The sequence below is a fragment of the Porphyromonas sp. COT-108 OH1349 genome (assembly GCF_000768755.1).
Classification (GTDB): domain Bacteria; phylum Bacteroidota; class Bacteroidia; order Bacteroidales; family Porphyromonadaceae; genus Porphyromonas_A; species Porphyromonas_A canoris.
The window spans coordinates 228,495-244,077 of record NZ_JRAH01000034.1; the positions used below are offsets into that span (position 1 = coordinate 228,495).

General features: G+C 43.1%; 15 protein-coding genes. 12 read left to right on the plus strand and 3 right to left on the minus strand.

Annotation, left to right across the window (positions count from 1 at the left end; genetic code table 11):
• Positions 1–41: 41 nt before the first annotated feature.
• From frr to JT26_RS08830, 12 genes are all read left to right on the plus strand, one after another.
• Positions 42–602 (plus strand): ribosome recycling factor, encoded by a 561-nt coding sequence (gene frr / locus JT26_RS08775; RefSeq protein WP_036792226.1) that lies wholly within the window; start codon positions 42–44, stop codon positions 600–602.
• Between the two features lie 41 nt (positions 603–643).
• Positions 644–1,621 carry a ribosome small subunit-dependent GTPase A gene (gene rsgA, locus JT26_RS08780; protein ID WP_036848914.1) on the plus strand — a complete coding sequence of 326 codons (978 nt, stop codon included), beginning with the start codon at positions 644–646 and terminating at the stop codon, positions 1,619–1,621.
• Between the two features lie 42 nt (positions 1,622–1,663).
• Positions 1,664–2,332, plus strand: coding sequence for a rhomboid family intramembrane serine protease (locus tag JT26_RS08785; protein ID WP_036848916.1), 669 nt, complete (start codon positions 1,664–1,666; stop codon positions 2,330–2,332).
• A 9-nt stretch (positions 2,333–2,341) separates the two neighbouring features.
• Positions 2,342–3,025, plus strand: a complete 684-nt coding sequence (locus JT26_RS08790) for a rhomboid family intramembrane serine protease (protein ID WP_036848918.1) — start codon at positions 2,342–2,344, stop codon at positions 3,023–3,025.
• Positions 3,022–4,149, plus strand: coding sequence for an endonuclease/exonuclease/phosphatase family protein (locus tag JT26_RS08795; RefSeq protein WP_052110489.1), 1,128 nt, complete (start codon positions 3,022–3,024; stop codon positions 4,147–4,149). Before JT26_RS08790 ends, JT26_RS08795 begins: the two co-directional genes overlap by 4 nt.
• Positions 4,150–4,203: 54 nt before the next feature.
• The gene (locus JT26_RS08800; protein WP_036848920.1) at positions 4,204–5,076 is read left to right on the plus strand and encodes a phosphatidate cytidylyltransferase; all 873 of its coding nucleotides are present in this window, start codon (positions 4,204–4,206) and stop codon (positions 5,074–5,076) included.
• A 48-nt stretch (positions 5,077–5,124) separates the two neighbouring features.
• On the plus strand, positions 5,125–7,206 hold the full coding sequence (locus JT26_RS08805) for a TonB-dependent siderophore receptor (RefSeq protein WP_036848922.1): 2,082 nt from the start codon (positions 5,125–5,127) through the stop codon (positions 7,204–7,206).
• Complete coding sequence (locus JT26_RS08810) at positions 7,206–7,715, plus strand: bifunctional adenosylcobinamide kinase/adenosylcobinamide-phosphate guanylyltransferase (protein WP_200878510.1); 510 nt, start codon at positions 7,206–7,208, stop codon at positions 7,713–7,715. The genes JT26_RS08805 and JT26_RS08810 overlap by 1 nt, the downstream gene beginning before the upstream one ends.
• A gap of 6 nt (positions 7,716–7,721) precedes the next feature.
• Positions 7,722–8,759, plus strand: a complete 1,038-nt coding sequence (cobT, locus tag JT26_RS08815; RefSeq protein ID WP_036848926.1) for a nicotinate-nucleotide--dimethylbenzimidazole phosphoribosyltransferase — start codon at positions 7,722–7,724, stop codon at positions 8,757–8,759.
• The gene (gene cobS, locus JT26_RS08820; protein ID WP_036848928.1) at positions 8,756–9,526 is read left to right on the plus strand and encodes an adenosylcobinamide-GDP ribazoletransferase; all 771 of its coding nucleotides are present in this window, start codon (positions 8,756–8,758) and stop codon (positions 9,524–9,526) included. Before cobT ends, cobS begins: the two co-directional genes overlap by 4 nt.
• Before the next feature lie 2 nt (positions 9,527–9,528).
• Positions 9,529–10,068 carry a histidine phosphatase family protein gene (locus tag JT26_RS08825; protein ID WP_036848930.1) on the plus strand — a complete coding sequence of 180 codons (540 nt, stop codon included), beginning with the start codon at positions 9,529–9,531 and terminating at the stop codon, positions 10,066–10,068.
• A gap of 119 nt (positions 10,069–10,187) precedes the next feature.
• Positions 10,188–10,688 carry a flavodoxin gene (locus JT26_RS08830; protein ID WP_036848931.1) on the plus strand — a complete coding sequence of 167 codons (501 nt, stop codon included), beginning with the start codon at positions 10,188–10,190 and terminating at the stop codon, positions 10,686–10,688.
• A gap of 424 nt (positions 10,689–11,112) precedes the next feature.
• On the opposite strand, the gene ppk1 is transcribed toward JT26_RS08830, so the two are convergent.
• The 3 genes from ppk1 to zwf all read right to left on the minus strand — a co-directional run bounded on the left by ppk1 (position 11,113) and on the right by zwf (position 15,581).
• On the minus strand, positions 11,113–13,227 hold the full coding sequence (ppk1, locus tag JT26_RS08835; protein WP_036848932.1) for a polyphosphate kinase 1: 2,115 nt from the start codon (positions 13,225–13,227) through the stop codon (positions 11,113–11,115).
• Between the two features lie 63 nt (positions 13,228–13,290).
• Positions 13,291–14,028 (minus strand): 6-phosphogluconolactonase, encoded by a 738-nt coding sequence (gene pgl, locus JT26_RS08840; protein ID WP_036848933.1) that lies wholly within the window; start codon positions 14,026–14,028, stop codon positions 13,291–13,293.
• 2 nt (positions 14,029–14,030) lie between these two features.
• On the minus strand, positions 14,031–15,581 hold the full coding sequence (zwf, locus tag JT26_RS08845; protein ID WP_081966430.1) for a glucose-6-phosphate dehydrogenase: 1,551 nt from the start codon (positions 15,579–15,581) through the stop codon (positions 14,031–14,033).
• Positions 15,582–15,583 lie beyond the last annotated feature (2 nt).

Here is a 15,583-nt window from a genome sequence, read left to right on the forward strand (position 1 = left end):
ATAGAGAGTAAACAATCATCAAAAAACAAGTATAATAATTTATGGAAGATATTAAAGTAGTTATAGAGCACGCAGAAACTCTAATGAATGATGCCATTTCATTTTTAGATGAGCAGCTGGCACGTATTCGCGCAGGTAAGGCAAATGTGAAAATTCTTGACGGTATCATGGTGATGTACTATGGCAACATGACACCTTTAGCCAATGTCTCGTCTCTTACTACTCCGGATGCCAAGACTATTCTTATCACTCCGTGGGAGAAGTCTATTATTAAGGACATAGAAAAGGCAATCATAGATTCGGATCTTGGAATCACTCCGGAAAATAACGGAGAGCTTATCCGCATCGGTATTCCTCCTCTTACAGAAGAGAGACGTAAGCAGCTCGCCAAGCAGAGCAAGCATGAAGCGGAAACTGCTAAAGTGAGTGTTCGAAATGCCAGAAGAGATGCAATAGACCAGCTTAAAAAGATGGTGAAGAACGGTCTTGCCGAAGACATGGGTAAGGATGCAGAAGCAAAAGTGCAGAAGATCCACGATAAGTTTGTACAAAAGATAGACGAACTCTACGCAGCTAAAGAGAAGGAGATACTTACTATTTAAGAGAAGAGAAAAGCTCTGCTCCTTTGTTTTGTGGATAGTAGATGACATCGCTACAGACAGGAATTGTTATAGGAAATCCGGGTAATGAGTACACTGTTCGCAGTGAGGGAAAAGATTATCCGTGCAGACTGAAAGGACGCTTCAAGATAAAGGGGATAAGGACAACCAATCCTATTGCCATCGGTGATAGGGTGCGGTTTTCCATTCCCGAAGGTTACGGAGAGTCTTCAAGTGGTAAGGCGGATCTTTGTTGCTTTATTACTGAGATACTGCCCCGGAAAAACTATATCATCCGTCGGAGCATCAACCTTTCCAAAGAGGCACATATAATAGGAGCCAATCTGGATAGGGCATTGCTCATCGTTACGATAAACTATCCGGAAACACCGCTTACATTCATAGACCGATTTTTGGCAACAGCCGAGGCTTATGGTGTGGAAGCTGCTTTGGTCTTCAATAAGATAGACCTTTACAGCGATGAAGAGCAACAGATGCTCGGACAGCTCTGTAAAATGTACGAGGAGATAGGGTACAGGTGCTTCTCTGTCTCTGCTATCGAGAATGAGGGAATGGAGACCCTTCGACAGTATGTAAGCAGAGGGGTAACACTCCTGTCCGGTCAGTCCGGAGTGGGGAAAAGCTCTATCATAAACGCTCTTGTGCCTACCGCTTCCTTACGGACAGCGTCTATCTCTTCCACTCACCTTGCCGGTGTGCATACGACAACCTATTCTACCATGATAGATTTGCCGGATGAGCCGGACTCTTTTCTGATAGATACGCCGGGGATAAAGGGGTTTGGAACGTTGGATTTTGACCCTAAAGAGGTGGGACATTTCTTCCCGGAAATCTTCCAAGTGTCGAAATCTTGTCGTTTTTCCAACTGTACACACACTCACGAACCCGGATGTGCCGTAAATGTAGCTGTGGAAGAAGGGCATATTTCAGAGTCGAGATTTCGAAGCTATCTGAGTATCTTGGAAGACAAAGACGAAGCTAAGTACAGAGAAGCCTACTGAGTATCTCGGTTATTATAAAATCTATATCATTATAAATGCACAATGAACCCTTTAAGTCATTTTCCTCCCGTTACAAAAAACCTTGTGATCATAAATGCTTTGGCTTGGGTTTCCATGTTCATCCTTTCAAGGCTGGGCTGGGATCTCACTTATCTACTTGGTTTGCACTACTTCCCAACAGAGAGTTTTAAGCTGTGGCAACCTTTCACATATATGTTCATGCATGATGCTTCAGGGTTTTCTCATATATTCTTTAATATGTTTGCCTTGGCGATGTTCGGACCAAGTCTGGAGAGAATATGGGGTGGAAAGAAGTTTTTATTCTTTTACCTCTTCACAGGGATTGGTGCCGGCATTGTGCAACAGATCGTTTGGTATCTCACTCTTACAGGATACTCGGAGTATAGTATATTCCTTTCTTCCGGTTATTTAGACCAGTTTATAACCGTGGGAGCAAGTGGTGCCATATTCGGAATACTGCTTGCCTTTGGTATGACCTTCCCTAATGTCCCCATGTATATCATGTTCATACCCATACCTATCAAGGCAAAATATATGATGATAGGATATGGACTTATAGAACTGTTTGCCGGTATCCATCCGGGAGCAGGGGATAATGTCGCTCACTTTGCACACCTGGGAGGGATGTTGTTTGGTCTCATCCTTATACTTATCTGGCGCAGAAAACACGGGAAAGAGGTTTATTACTAAACAGTAGACGTGGTTAATATCAGACAACAACGAGGACATCTGCCACTCTTTTGGTGGTGTGCCGGTATGTGTACACTGTCTGTACTCTTTTGGTTGCTTCCTATTTCCGGGGATCTTCTGTTTACTCCCGCACTTACATCGGTGGCAGATGCACCATGGACCTTATTGTCGTATCCTTTTTTTCACAAGACCTTCTTGCATTTGGGCAGTAATATCTTGTTGTTTACCGGGGTTGTACTTTTTTCTCTCTTCGGAGATAAGAAGGTTTACATCTTTCGTCCCGTTTTATATACCGTTTTTGCATTTCTGTTTCCTCTCTTTCTTTTCACTGCTACAACCATTTTAATCCCTCAATGGATGGGCTCTCTTAGTGGTGCATCCGGCTTGGCTTTGTTGGCTTTCGGCAGTGTGCTGGGGTGTTATAAAGGGTTTCCTTTTTACCTGTTTGCATTTCTTGGTATCGCAATCATTCTCGGACTGCTTTTGCAAGGCAATAGTGCCGGACATATTGTCCATCTGGGAGCTCTCATACTGGGAATTATTTTTGGAAAGAAGAAGATATTTATCTACTCCTTGACAAAAGGAGAAGCAGATAGAACAGATATGAAAAAACAGATACATGAGTCCGGATATACTTCTCTGTCCGGATCTCAAAGAAAACAACTTATTCGGAAAGATGGCATAAAGAGATGAAGCGTCGCTATAAAATATTTAAGCATCTTACTCTCACTATTGAGGGCGTTGTAAATGCTCTGTTCATACCGGCATTTGCAATAGCTCTTCTTGCTCCTTATATCTCTCCGAAGATTACCGTACTGCCTGCTTTTTTCAATCTTTCGTATCCGGTATGGTTCTTTCTCCTACTGCTCTTTTTCTTGTTTTACCTTTTGAGAAGACGCTGGCTCTTGTTTGGCATATACTCTGTCTTGCTCCTTTTTGCCATACCATACAGTTTGGCATATTGCCCGGTAAGATTCGGAACAGATAAAGCACCTCAAGATGCGGATGTGATAAAGGTGATGACCTACAATGTGAAGAGCTTTAAGGGAAAGTCTAAGAATGGAGAGACCGCCATTAAGTTCATCAATAGTTCGGATGCAGATATTGTCTGTTTGCAGGAAGCCATATTTAACTCAAACTTAGAGAAGAATACGGCTCTTCTGAAAAAGAGTTTTGGCAAGGAGTATCCCTATATTCATGAACATGTGGACTATGAATCTCACTCTCAGGGATTGGTTTTGCTGAGCAAGTATCCGATAATAAAACAGATCCCGATCCGTTACCCGGCAGATGGTAACAGCTCTTGCTCCTATATGTTGAAGCATCGTGATGGCGAGAAGATTATGGTGGTCAATAACCACATGGAGTCTTATCGTCTTACACAACGGGACAAGCAGACCATTAAAGGGTGGATAAAGAAAGAACCGCTATTGAATATTCCCCGTATCTACTCCGGATTGAGAGAAAAGTTGGGACCTAAACTTGAAACGCGAGCATTTGCAGCAGGCGTGGTAAAACAGACAGTAGATTCGCTCTCCTTATTGTATGCTCCGGCGTACTCCTTTGTCTGTGGAGATATGAACGATACTCCGATGTCTTACACCTATAAAACAATGCGATCCGATATGAGAGATGCATACAAGGATGCCGGTTCGGGATTTGGGTTTACTTACAATGAGAGGTTCTTTTGGTTCCGTATAGATCACATTTTTTATAGTGGAAACCTTAAGGCCTATCTCTCAAAAGTGGAGAACAAAGAAGGTGTAAGTGATCATAATCCTCTTATTGCAGAGTTTTATGTCATCCCTATAGATTAAAATATTATAGTTAAATTTGTTTTCAGATACCCTATTAAGGTATTCTGCTTGATTATGATAAAGTCCAATTTCGTACAGCGTACCATTTATGGTTCTATATATGTAGTTCTGATACTCGGAGCTATTTTTTCAAACTCTCCATACTTAACGGGGGCACTATTGGCAGCTATGGGTTCTTTGGGAATCTTTGAGTTCCAGTCCATTGTCTCCATAAACAGGGATCGTTTGTTCCTTAAAATATGGCATTCGCTAATGGGACTTTTGCTCTTTTTTATCGTTACGACAAGTGGAGTAGAGCCTTTGGACCAAAAGGAGAAAATTATATTCTCTCTTCCTTATACGGCTTATGTGTTTTTCTACATATTGGCAGAATTATTCCGAAACAGAAAGAGTCCGATAAGAGAAGTGGCTTATGCTTTTGCTGCACATGCTTATTGTATAATTCCTTTAGCGGTAGTGCATAGGTTGTGTGTGGATAGCACTCTGATATTACCCGAGAATATCCCGACTTGGATGAGTCATACTTTCTGGCTATTGCCGATGTTTGTATTCATTTGGATAAATGATACAGGAGCATTTCTGGTAGGAAGTCTGATGGGAAAAACGAAGTTATTCGAACGTATCTCTCCTAAGAAAACGTGGGAAGGGTTTATGGGCGGAGTCCTTTTTACTCTTCTGTTTTCTATCGGCTTCTACTTCCTGTTTCCGGGAGTACTTTCCTTTTTGCAATGGCTTATTCTTGCTCTTTTGGTATCCATACTTGCAACGTTGGGAGATCTGTTTGAATCCCTGCTGAAAAGGACATACAATGTCAAGGATAGTGGCAGTATAATGCCCGGACACGGAGGAATATTGGATCGGATAGATTCTCTTATAATGGTTTCTGTTCCGGTCTTCATATTTGTCTGCATTGTCTCTATGCTGTAAGATACACAAACACTAATAAAGAAGTTAAACATTTACATTATATCAAACATGAAAAAGTTATTACTTACATGCTCTCTTGTTGCTCTTGCAACATTGGGATATGCTCAAGAATCTAAGAAAGATCCATTACAAATAGGAGACGTAGTGGTTACTTCTACAAAGACTAACATTCCTCTAAAGAATATCCCTCAAAGAGTAGAGATTATAACACAGGAACAGTTAGCCTCTACGGTGGCAAAAGATCTGGGAGAATTGCTATCCAGATTTACTAACGTGGATATGATTAAATATCCCGGAGCAAGTTCGAGTATAGGTATGAGAGGTTTTTCACCAACTGCCCATGCAAGAGCTTATACTTTAATTATGATAGATGGTCTGCCTTCAGGAACAACAAATGTCTCTACCATTCCGGTTTCTCTTATCGAACGAGTGGAAGTCATAAGAGGACCTTATGCCGTGCTTTATGGTACAGACGCTATGGGAGGTATAATAAATGTCATAACCAAAAAGGCTATGCCTACATCAGAACTTGGTTTAGGCGTTAGCTATGGTAGCTTCAAGCATCATACTATTGATGCACACTATGCAGCAAAATACGATAAACTTGGAGTTGTATTAGGTGTACAGAGTGATGCTCAGAAGGATGATTATAAGATAGGAGATAAGCACATGCTTTCTTTGACAGCCGGACAAAAAGCTACTGTCAATAAAGATTCTTATAACAAGCCGTATCCCCACACCAAGATAGATCACTTGCAGTTGATGGGTAAGTTGAGCTACGACTTTACGGAAGACCTTAAAGCCGGAATCACCGGAATGTTTTACAATGCGGATGGCATAGATAGTCCGGGAGCTTATCCTGCAACCTATCCTTCTCTCAAGCAGGCAAAGAGATCCAACGTACAAGGAAATGTTGAATGGAGATTGGGATCTCACAATCTTTCTATATCTCCATACTTTGCAGTAGAGAATTCAGGATTTTACGAAAAACTGGAAGGAAAAGATAACTTCCTGAACTTCCGTGATGATATCAAGAGTTACGGACTTAAATTATCGGACAACCTGACTATTTCCGATTGGAATGTTCTGTTCGGAGTAGATTATGACATGTATAAGTATAGCTCTGAACGTCAAGAGGCAGCGGGTAAACCTGTTGCTCCATATAAGCCGGACAACTCCTCTCTACGTATTAGCGGATATGGGCAAGTAACATACACGAATGAAGGACTAACATTCAATTTAGGTGCGAGAGCTAATGGTTTACGTTCTACAACTTATGCCAACAAACTTCTTGCAAATGAAAAGAAGGATGACAACCACTTCTATGCCAATCCTTCTGCGGGCATAAAGTATGTTATGGATAATGGTCTCAATTTCCATGGCTCTTACGGAAATGCTTTCTATGTACCGGACCCTCTTTACACAAGTGGTTTTTACGAAATAAAAACTCCATGGGGAAATTACAAGTATGTAGGCAATCCAAATCTTAAACCTGAAACTTCTCATACATTTGAAGGTGGTTTTGGTTATGGAAACAGCTTTATCAATATAGACTTGAATTACTTCTACACGCTTTATAACGGAAAGATCATAAAGGATACCTCTCGTCCTGAAAACTTCTATATCAATGCGAAAGCCGGGGAAATGCAAGGATTGGAAGCATTGGCTTCTATAGATTTTGGAAAATTGATGAGTCCTTCTCTCAATCTTGAGCTTTATGCAAAAGGAACTTATCTGTTCAAAAACAGAGTAAAGGAGGCTGATGTTTGGAAAGCTGCCTTGTATGTTGCAAACACAAACCTTAATGCCGGAATCTATTTCAAGTACAGATTCTTGTCTGCACGTCTTAATACAAGATACGGAGGCTCAAGATACGAGCAATCTTTCGCTAAACATGCTGCGGAAGCATTTATCGAAAAGGATGGTTATGTTGCGAAAGACAAAGTGATAGAAACACCTCCACATCTTGTTACAGACCTTTCTTTAAGAGCGGACTTTAACAGAATGATTGGGTTGCAGTTCCAAGTGAACAACCTTTTCAATGAAAACTACGCATTCAAAGACCAATACTATATGCCGGGAAGGAATTTCCTTGCAACGCTTAGAGTTGGTTTGGAATGGAAGAGATGATGCGTAAGATCATCTATATATCAGGTGGACAAAGATCGGGAAAGAGTAGCTTCGCTCAACAGACAGCGGAGCTACTCTCTCCGTATCCTGTCTATCTTGCCACGGCACATGTTTGGGACGATGACTTCAGAGAGCGTATCCGAAGACATCAGCAGGATAGAGGACCGCATTGGACGAATATAGAGGAGGAGATAGAGATTAGCAAGCACGATCTTTCCGGGAAAGTAGTGTTGCTCGACTGTGTTACATTGTGGCTCACAAACATCTATCATGCCAATGGATATGCTCTCCAAAGCTCTCTCGAACAAGCCAAAGAAGAGTGGAATAAGTTTATAGAACAGCAGTTTACACTCATTGTTGTAAGCAATGAAATAGGGATGGGGCTACACGCTCCTGACCAATCTTCCAGACATTTTACCGATTTGCAGGGATGGATTAACCAGTATATCGCCGGTTTGGCAGACGAAGCATATTGTATGATATCGGGCATACCGTTAAGACTAAAGTAAGAGAAAATGAACTTTCAACAACAACTACAACGGAAGATAGACACTCGAACCAAGCCCATAGGATCGCTTGGTGTTTTGGAAAGACTGGCTTTCAAGATAGGATCTATCCAAAAAACATTAACGCCGGAGCTGAAAAATCCGGCAATGATAGTCTTTGCCGCAGATCACGGCATAGAACGAGAAGGGGTGAGTCCCTGTCCAAGAGAGATGACATGGCAGATGGTTCTCAACTTTCTTCGTGGAGGAGCCGGGATCAATGTCTTTTGCAAACAACACGGATTCAATCTCACTGTTGTGGATGTAGGTGTCGATTATGACTTCGCTGAGGGTCTGAACGTGGCACGAGAGAAGATTGCAAGGGGAACGGAAAATATTCTCCACGCCCCAGCCATGAGTATAGAGACTTGCCGGAAAGCGATGGAGGTCGGTGCAAAATATGTTCGCATGGAGCATGAGCGAGGATGCAATGTGATAGGATTTGGAGAAATGGGTATTGCCAACACCTCTCCTGCTTCTCTTCTTCTGCATCACTTCACCGGTGCTCCTTTGGAAATCTGCGTGGGACCGGGAGCAGGATTGGATGCAAAAGGAGTAGAGCACAAACTGAATATTCTGAAGCGTACCTATGCCAAGCATAAAGTTTCCACCCCATTAGAAGCTCTTGCCACGTATGGCGGCTTAGAGATTGCTGCTATTGCAGGAGCAGTGTTGGAGGCCAAAAGATTGGGAATGGTGATTATAGCCGATGGTTTTATAACCTCATCCGGCTTTCTTTCTGCCTTTGAAATAGATCATGGCATCATAGATAATGTGATCTTCTCGCACGCATCCAAGGAGCAGGGGCATCAAGTAATGCTTGCCCACATGAAAGGGGAGCCGGTACTCCGTTTGGACTTGCGCTTGGGAGAGGGTACGGGAGCAGCCATAGCTTATCCTATCATACAGTCTGCCCTCGTTTTTCTTAATAACATGGCATCTTTCGATGAAGCTGAAGTTTATGAGGTGGAGCGATACAGAGAGACGCCTGAGAACTTACGTTCATGATACGCAAAGAGATAGACTATTTTCTTCATGCACTGATGTTCTACACTCGAACTCCGCTTAGGAGTGTGGAATATAAGGCAGAGAGTTTGAATAAATCTTTTAGATACTTTCCTCTAATAGGACTCCTGATAGGAGCTTTAGGGGGAAGTATCACTTTTTTATTGTCGTATATCCTTCCGAATGAACTTGCATTGCTCTTTGGTCTTGCCTTTTTCCCATTTTTCACCGGAGCTTTTCATGAGGATGGCCTTTCCGATTTTTTCGATGGTTTCGGAGCGGGACGGACAAAAGAGCGCATCTTATCTATCATGAAAGACAGCTCGATAGGAGCGTATGGTATCATTGCTCTTATCTTTCTGCACCTGTTTAAGTTTGTCTCTTTATATCCATACCCTCCTCTGCTTTGGCTCTATCTTTTCATGGCTTCTCATGCCAGCAGCAGGCTTCTTTCCACGTTTTATATCCGTTCGTCCAGGTATGTAAGGAAAGAGGAAGAGCATGGCAAGGCAGAGCATACCCGTAATGGCATCACTCCGACGACACTTGTGGTTGCCTCCATATTCGGACTCACACCTCTTTTTCTGATTTCATGGAAAGTTGCACTCCTTGTTCTTCTCCTTGATACAGCTTTTGCTCTAACTCTCAAGAGCTATACGGAAAGAAAAATAGGAGGATATACGGGAGATGTTTTAGGGGCTGTACAGCAGATAGGAGAGTTGATTGTCTATCTATCTTTTGCTCTTGCCACTACTCTTGTCTGGGTATAACCATGAATATATTGGCCATAAGACATACCTCTGTAAATGTTCCGTCCGGTGTCTGTTACGGGCATCTTGATGTCGGGATATCCGACAAGTTCGATGAAGAAGCCGAAGCAGTCCGGAGGCTATTGCCCGATGATGTCGGGATATACAAGGCAATATCCAGCCCGTCTTCCCGTTGCACGGCTCTTGCTTCCAGATTAGGACTTTTGTTTTCTACGGACTCAAGACTCATGGAGCTCAATTTCGGTGCATGGGAAGGGAAGACATGGAACAGCATTTATGAGACAAAAGAGGGGAAAGAGTGGTTCCGGGATTATGAGAATACGATATGCCCGAGTGGAGAGTCTTTTTCACAGCTTAGAGATAGGGTGGAAGAGGTTATAAATCATTATCTAAAAGAGGGCGTGAAACAGCTCTTGATCGTTGCTCACGGAGGGACATTAAGATCGCTTTTCCTTATTTGCAGCATTTGCGAAACCGCTCAAGAAGCTTTTGCCAAAGATGTCCCGTACGGAGGGGTATTTTACCTCACATATCCGGCATAAAAGCTCATATAATACCTATATTTTGGTATTGTGGGTGTGCATCCTTACTCTTACATTTGCACCAAAGGGAAAAAGCCCTAAAAATAAAAAGTTAACAACCTATTTTATCAACATTCATTATGGCTAATATTGGTATATTCTTCGGTTCTTCTACCGGAACAACAGAAGATGTTGCAGTTCGTGTAGCAGACAGACTAAATGTTTCTCAAAGCGATGTACATAACGTTGCCAGCGCAGATGCTGCTGCAGCTGATGCTTACGACGTGCTTATTCTTGGTTCCAGCACTTGGGGTGATGGTGAACTTCAAGATGACTGGATCGACTTTATCGAAAAACTAAAATCTCACGTTCCCGGTAAGAAGGTAGCATTCTTCGGTTGTGGAGACGGAGATAGCTACGATACTACTTTCTGTGATGCTATTGGTCTTCTTTACGATGAGCTTCAAGGCACAGGTGCTACATTTGTTGGTGCTTATGCTCCTGAAGGATATAGCTATACAGATTCAAAGGCAGAAAGAGATGGCAAGCTTGTCGGACTTTGCTTGGACGAAGTAAACTATCCGGAAGAAAGCGATGCCAGAATGGATAAGTGGATTGCAGCTTTGGATGCAGCGATCTAATCCGGCTTCTTTTTTCTATACAATTTATACACCCTCCATATCTGTTTTCGGGCACAAAAGTGTTGCCTTTGCAGATTTGGAGGGTGTAATGTTTCTATATAGCCGTATAAAAGTTTGCCTGAAGCCGTTCGGAATATCTTCTAAACGGATTTGGATTCGCAGTTCAAGCTTTGATTTCCACAAATCAAAGCTTGAATTGTATCGCCCAAGCCTTGACTTTTGGAAATCGAAGTTTGAGTGCTACCAATCAACTCTTGATTTATGATATTTATCGGGTTCAACGGATTTTCTTACCCTTATCGACACACTTTTTCAATAGGTTCACGATGATAAAAATCCCCCCTTGAATGTTTGAGCTATGGCATTCAAGGGGGGATTGGTATGTAGAACTTCCGATGCCGAAAGTGTCGCAAGAAGCAGTCTGTTATGCTTTCTTTTCCGAGTGAGAGCGAACAACCTTGTAAAGCTCCTCTTGCAATCTTATCTTTTGTGAGGAAGAGCCAAGTCTTGGTCGGTTTTCGAGATTTTCATCTACCTCGTAAGTGTTTTTGTTTGCCTGAAGCTGCAGCATGAGTATATCCTTAGCCAGCGCTTTAATATCGGGGTGCAGGATCGGTGCTGCATACTCTATGCGCTTGTAAAGGTTACGCTTCATCCAATCGGCAGAAGCGATGTAGATGCTCTCCTTACCACCATGATAGAAGTACCATAATCTGGTGTGTTCAAGATACATATCTATGGTGCGTGTAACACGAATATTCTTGCTGAAAGGCTGATTTGGGATGGCACAGCAGATACCCCTTACGGCAAGGTCTATCTCAACGCCTGCTTCGGATGCTTCGTATAGCTTTTCTATCATGGATTGATCCTGCAAAGCATTCAGCTTGAGTATTATGTGCGCTTTTCTTCCTGCCTTTGCTTCCTCTATCTCTCTATTTATAAGAGCATTCAGTGTCTCTACAAGTCCACATCCGGGAACCAATAGATGTCGGAACATTGGTAGGGTCTTCACTTCGGACTCAACGTATTTGAAGAGAGAGACAAGATCTTTTACCAACTCCGGATGAGGGGTTATGTAGGTCAGATCGGAGTAGATGGCTGCGGTATCTTCGTTAAAGTTTCCGGTACTGAAACATGCCAAACCTTTAACCGTATCGGGATCGCTTTTTAGTCGGATCAGGCACGTTTTGGCGTGTACTTTCAGTTTGGGAAGACTGTATACCACCTTTACTCCGGCTCTTTGTAAGACTTCGCTTGTGATGAGATTATTGGCTTCATCGAATCTTGCCTTTAGTTCGACAAAGACCGTAACCTTTTTTCCGTTCAGAGCCGCCAGAGTCATTTTTTCTATCACTTCGGAATCTTCTGCCACTCTATACTGAGTCAGTTTTATCTCTTCCACATCCGGAGAAGTGGCAGCCGCATGCAACAGCTGGATAAAGTTTCTGAAAGACTGATATGGAGCGTAAAGAGTTGTTGTAAGGTTGTGCTCTATGATGTATCGGATCATGGACTCGTCTCTCGGTATCTCCGGATGCCACGCAATGGGTTCCGGGTACCGTCGTGCATATTCCGAGCCTATCGGATTGGGTAGCTGAAGAAGATCCGAGAGCATAATGTAGGTATCGCTCGGAATGAGCAGGTCTTCCTTGACATAGCTCAGCTTCATGATCTTATCCAATAGTGTATGAGGCATACGGCGGTCGTACAGACAGCGGGAAACAGCTCCGCGTTGCCTTTGGCTGAGAATGCTTTTCACCCTCTGGGCAAGGTCTTTGCCATGAATATTTTCGGTGATGACAACATCCACGTCACGAGATATTCGGTAGGCATAAGCATCTATCTTCTCATAGTTGGGCAGCAGATAGTGTATGCCTGTACGTATAACGTCTTCCAGAAAAACGTAGGCATAGGGAGATCTCTTGCCATCTTTGATTTGGCGTATCTCCGGTGGAATAGGCACAAATCTGTTTGCTTTGTCGAACGGGAGCTTGATGATGTAGTGATCTTCTACCTTTTCTCCCTCTTTTTTCTTCTTAACAGCATTTATAGCAAGGTAGAGACGGTTGTCTCGTACAAATGGATTGGCATGATCCGGATCCAGGAAAATAGGGGAGAGGTGCGGATAAACCTCCATGATGCAGTATTGGTAGAGATATTCACGCTCCGCATCCGTCAAGACATTGATATCCGTGATGAGATCCACTCCCTGTGCACTAAGGTCTGGGATAACCCTGTTATAGAGAATATCGTAAAAGAGATCTTCTTGAGAAGAGACCTCTTTCATCACTTGGACAAATGTATCCAGAGCCTCTTCTTGAGTGAAGTCGCTCTGTTTTCTATTCTCTATGGCAGCTCTTGCATTTGCTACTCGAACCTGATAAAATTCTTGAAGATTGGAACAGAAGATCCCTAAAAACTTGAGTCTTTCATAGATAGGGAGATCGGTATCTTCTGCTTCCAAGAGCACGCGTTTATTGAACGACAACCAACTCAGATCTCGTTTGAAGTAGCGTGAAGTATGAAGGTTTGCATCCATTGGTAGGTGCAGTGATATGGTTTTAGTATTGAGACAAGGTAGTGATTTTCTTTGAGAGAGCTTTTACACAGAGATGTCGGTATAAATATCCACCGGCTTTTGAGCATGTGCAATAACATAAGCGGAGGGTAAAAGCGACTCTTCGTGGGATGGGGCAGTACTGCTCAAAACTTCTTGAAGTATCTCTCTCTTCTTCTCTCCAAGCAAGTGAAAGAGGATGGTATCCGATTCGTGAAGAATGCCATACATACTCAAAGCTACTCTTTCCACTTTTGTTTGAGGATTGATAGAGGCTATAAAAAGCCGCTCGACCGAATAGGAATCCTCTTGTCCGGGGAAAAGCGAGGAGGTATGCCCATCACCACCAATCCCCAATAGCAGAAAGTCTATTGCCTTTTTCTTCTGATATTGGCTGGAAAATCGGCTTAGCTGCTCGGAGTATTCTTGTGCAGAGTCTGCCGTCAGAGAGGATGGGGTTATGGGATGAATGCGATTAGGGGATATGCCGGAGCGGTCAAAGAAAGCTCTGGCAGCCTCTCCGTAGTTGCTCTCATTGGAGTCATAAGAAACCATTCGCTCGTCCACCCAGAAAAAATGTACATCCATTTCCCGGAGCATCTCTACTCTCTCTTCCCAGTAGTGGAGAAGAGAGAGTGGAGTAGACCCTCCGCTTAGAGCTATCGTATAGGGTTCTTCAGGCGAGTGCACCTTGTGTTCCAGATACTTTTGCCTTAGCAAGTCTGTTATGGCTTCCGCTACCAAACGGGGGGTAGCATATCTGTTTATGTTAAACATCGTCATATTTAGAGTTCGCAATAAAGATCGGTGTCCGTAAGATTCTTGCACGGATTGGTCCATGAATAGCCATCGTTGATGATCTGATCCGCCATCTTGGGTCCCCAAGTCCCTGCCGGATAACCATGTAGAGGTATCTTTTCATCTTGCTCCCATGCTTTAAGGATTGGGGTGAAATAGGTCCAGCTTGCCTCCACAGCATCACTTCTTGTGAACAGAGTAGCGTCTCCACGCATACAGTCCTCCAATAAACGAGAGTAGGCATCACCACTCGGCACGCCTCCAAGCTTATTATAAGTGAAGTCCATGGATACTTGCTGTACATCGAAACCGGATCCCGGCGTTTTCATATCGAACTTGAGTGCAACACCTTCATTGGGTTGGATGCGAATGATTAAAGCATTTGCCGGAGCATCTCCAAAGAGTGAGTGAGGTGTTTTACGGAAATGGACAACGATTTCGGTAACCTTTGTCGGCATCTGCTTTCCTGTCCGGATGTAGAAGGGAACACCTCCCCACCTCCAGTTGTCTATCGCCACTTTTATGGCAACATAGGTTTCTGTCCGAGACTGAGGATTAACCTTCTCTTCTTCTCTATACCCTTGTAGCTGTCTCTCATTATTGGCTTTGGATGCAGTGTACTGCCCTCGAATGACATTGGTTCGTATATCTTGCGGAGAGAGAGGGCGAAGAGATTGGTACACTTTCAGTACTTCATCGCGGAATGTTTTCGCATTGAAGACAGCCGGAGGCTCCATAGTTACCAAGGCTAAAAGCTGTATAAGATGGTTTTGAACCATGTCTCGGAGAGCTCCTACGTTATCATAGAATCCGCCACGCTTCTCTATCCCCAAATTCTCAACAGCCGTTACCTCTATTCTGTCTATGTAACGTCTGTTCCATAGAGGCTCGAAGATACCGTTAGAGAAGCGAAGAGCCATAATGTTTTGGACTGTCTCTTTCCCTAAATAGTGATCTATACGATAAAGTTGATTTTCCGTAAAAGCTTCTTCGTAGATAAGATTGAGCTCGTGAGCACTTTCAAGATCATATCCGAACGGCTTCTCGATAATGATTCGACGTATATTTTCTTCTATCCCTGCGCCATTGCCTTTAGCATTAAGATTTACGGCACTAAGATGTTTAGGAATAACTCCGTAAAGACTTGGCGGAGTGGAGAGGTAAAAGATATAGTTAGCCGGATTGTTGTAAACTTCATCTAACTCCCGGAGCTTCGATTTCAGACCATTATAATCCTTTTCCTCTGCCGGATCCATCGTGTGGTAATGGATGTGCGAAAGGAAAAGAGAAACCGTTTCTGTGTCTTTCTCTTCATCTTTAAGGTGTTCTTGCAGCTTTTCTTTAAGATAAGTCCTAAAGGCTTCATCCGAATATTCCGTCCGGGCAACACCCAAGACAAAGAAAGATTTAGGCACGCGCTTTGCCTGAAAAAGAGAATAAAGAGACGGTATCAGCTTTCGCATAGTCAGGTCTCCGGATGCTCCGAATATGACTAAGCCCATTGCTGAAGGCAGTGTTGGTGTTATCGTTGTATTCATCC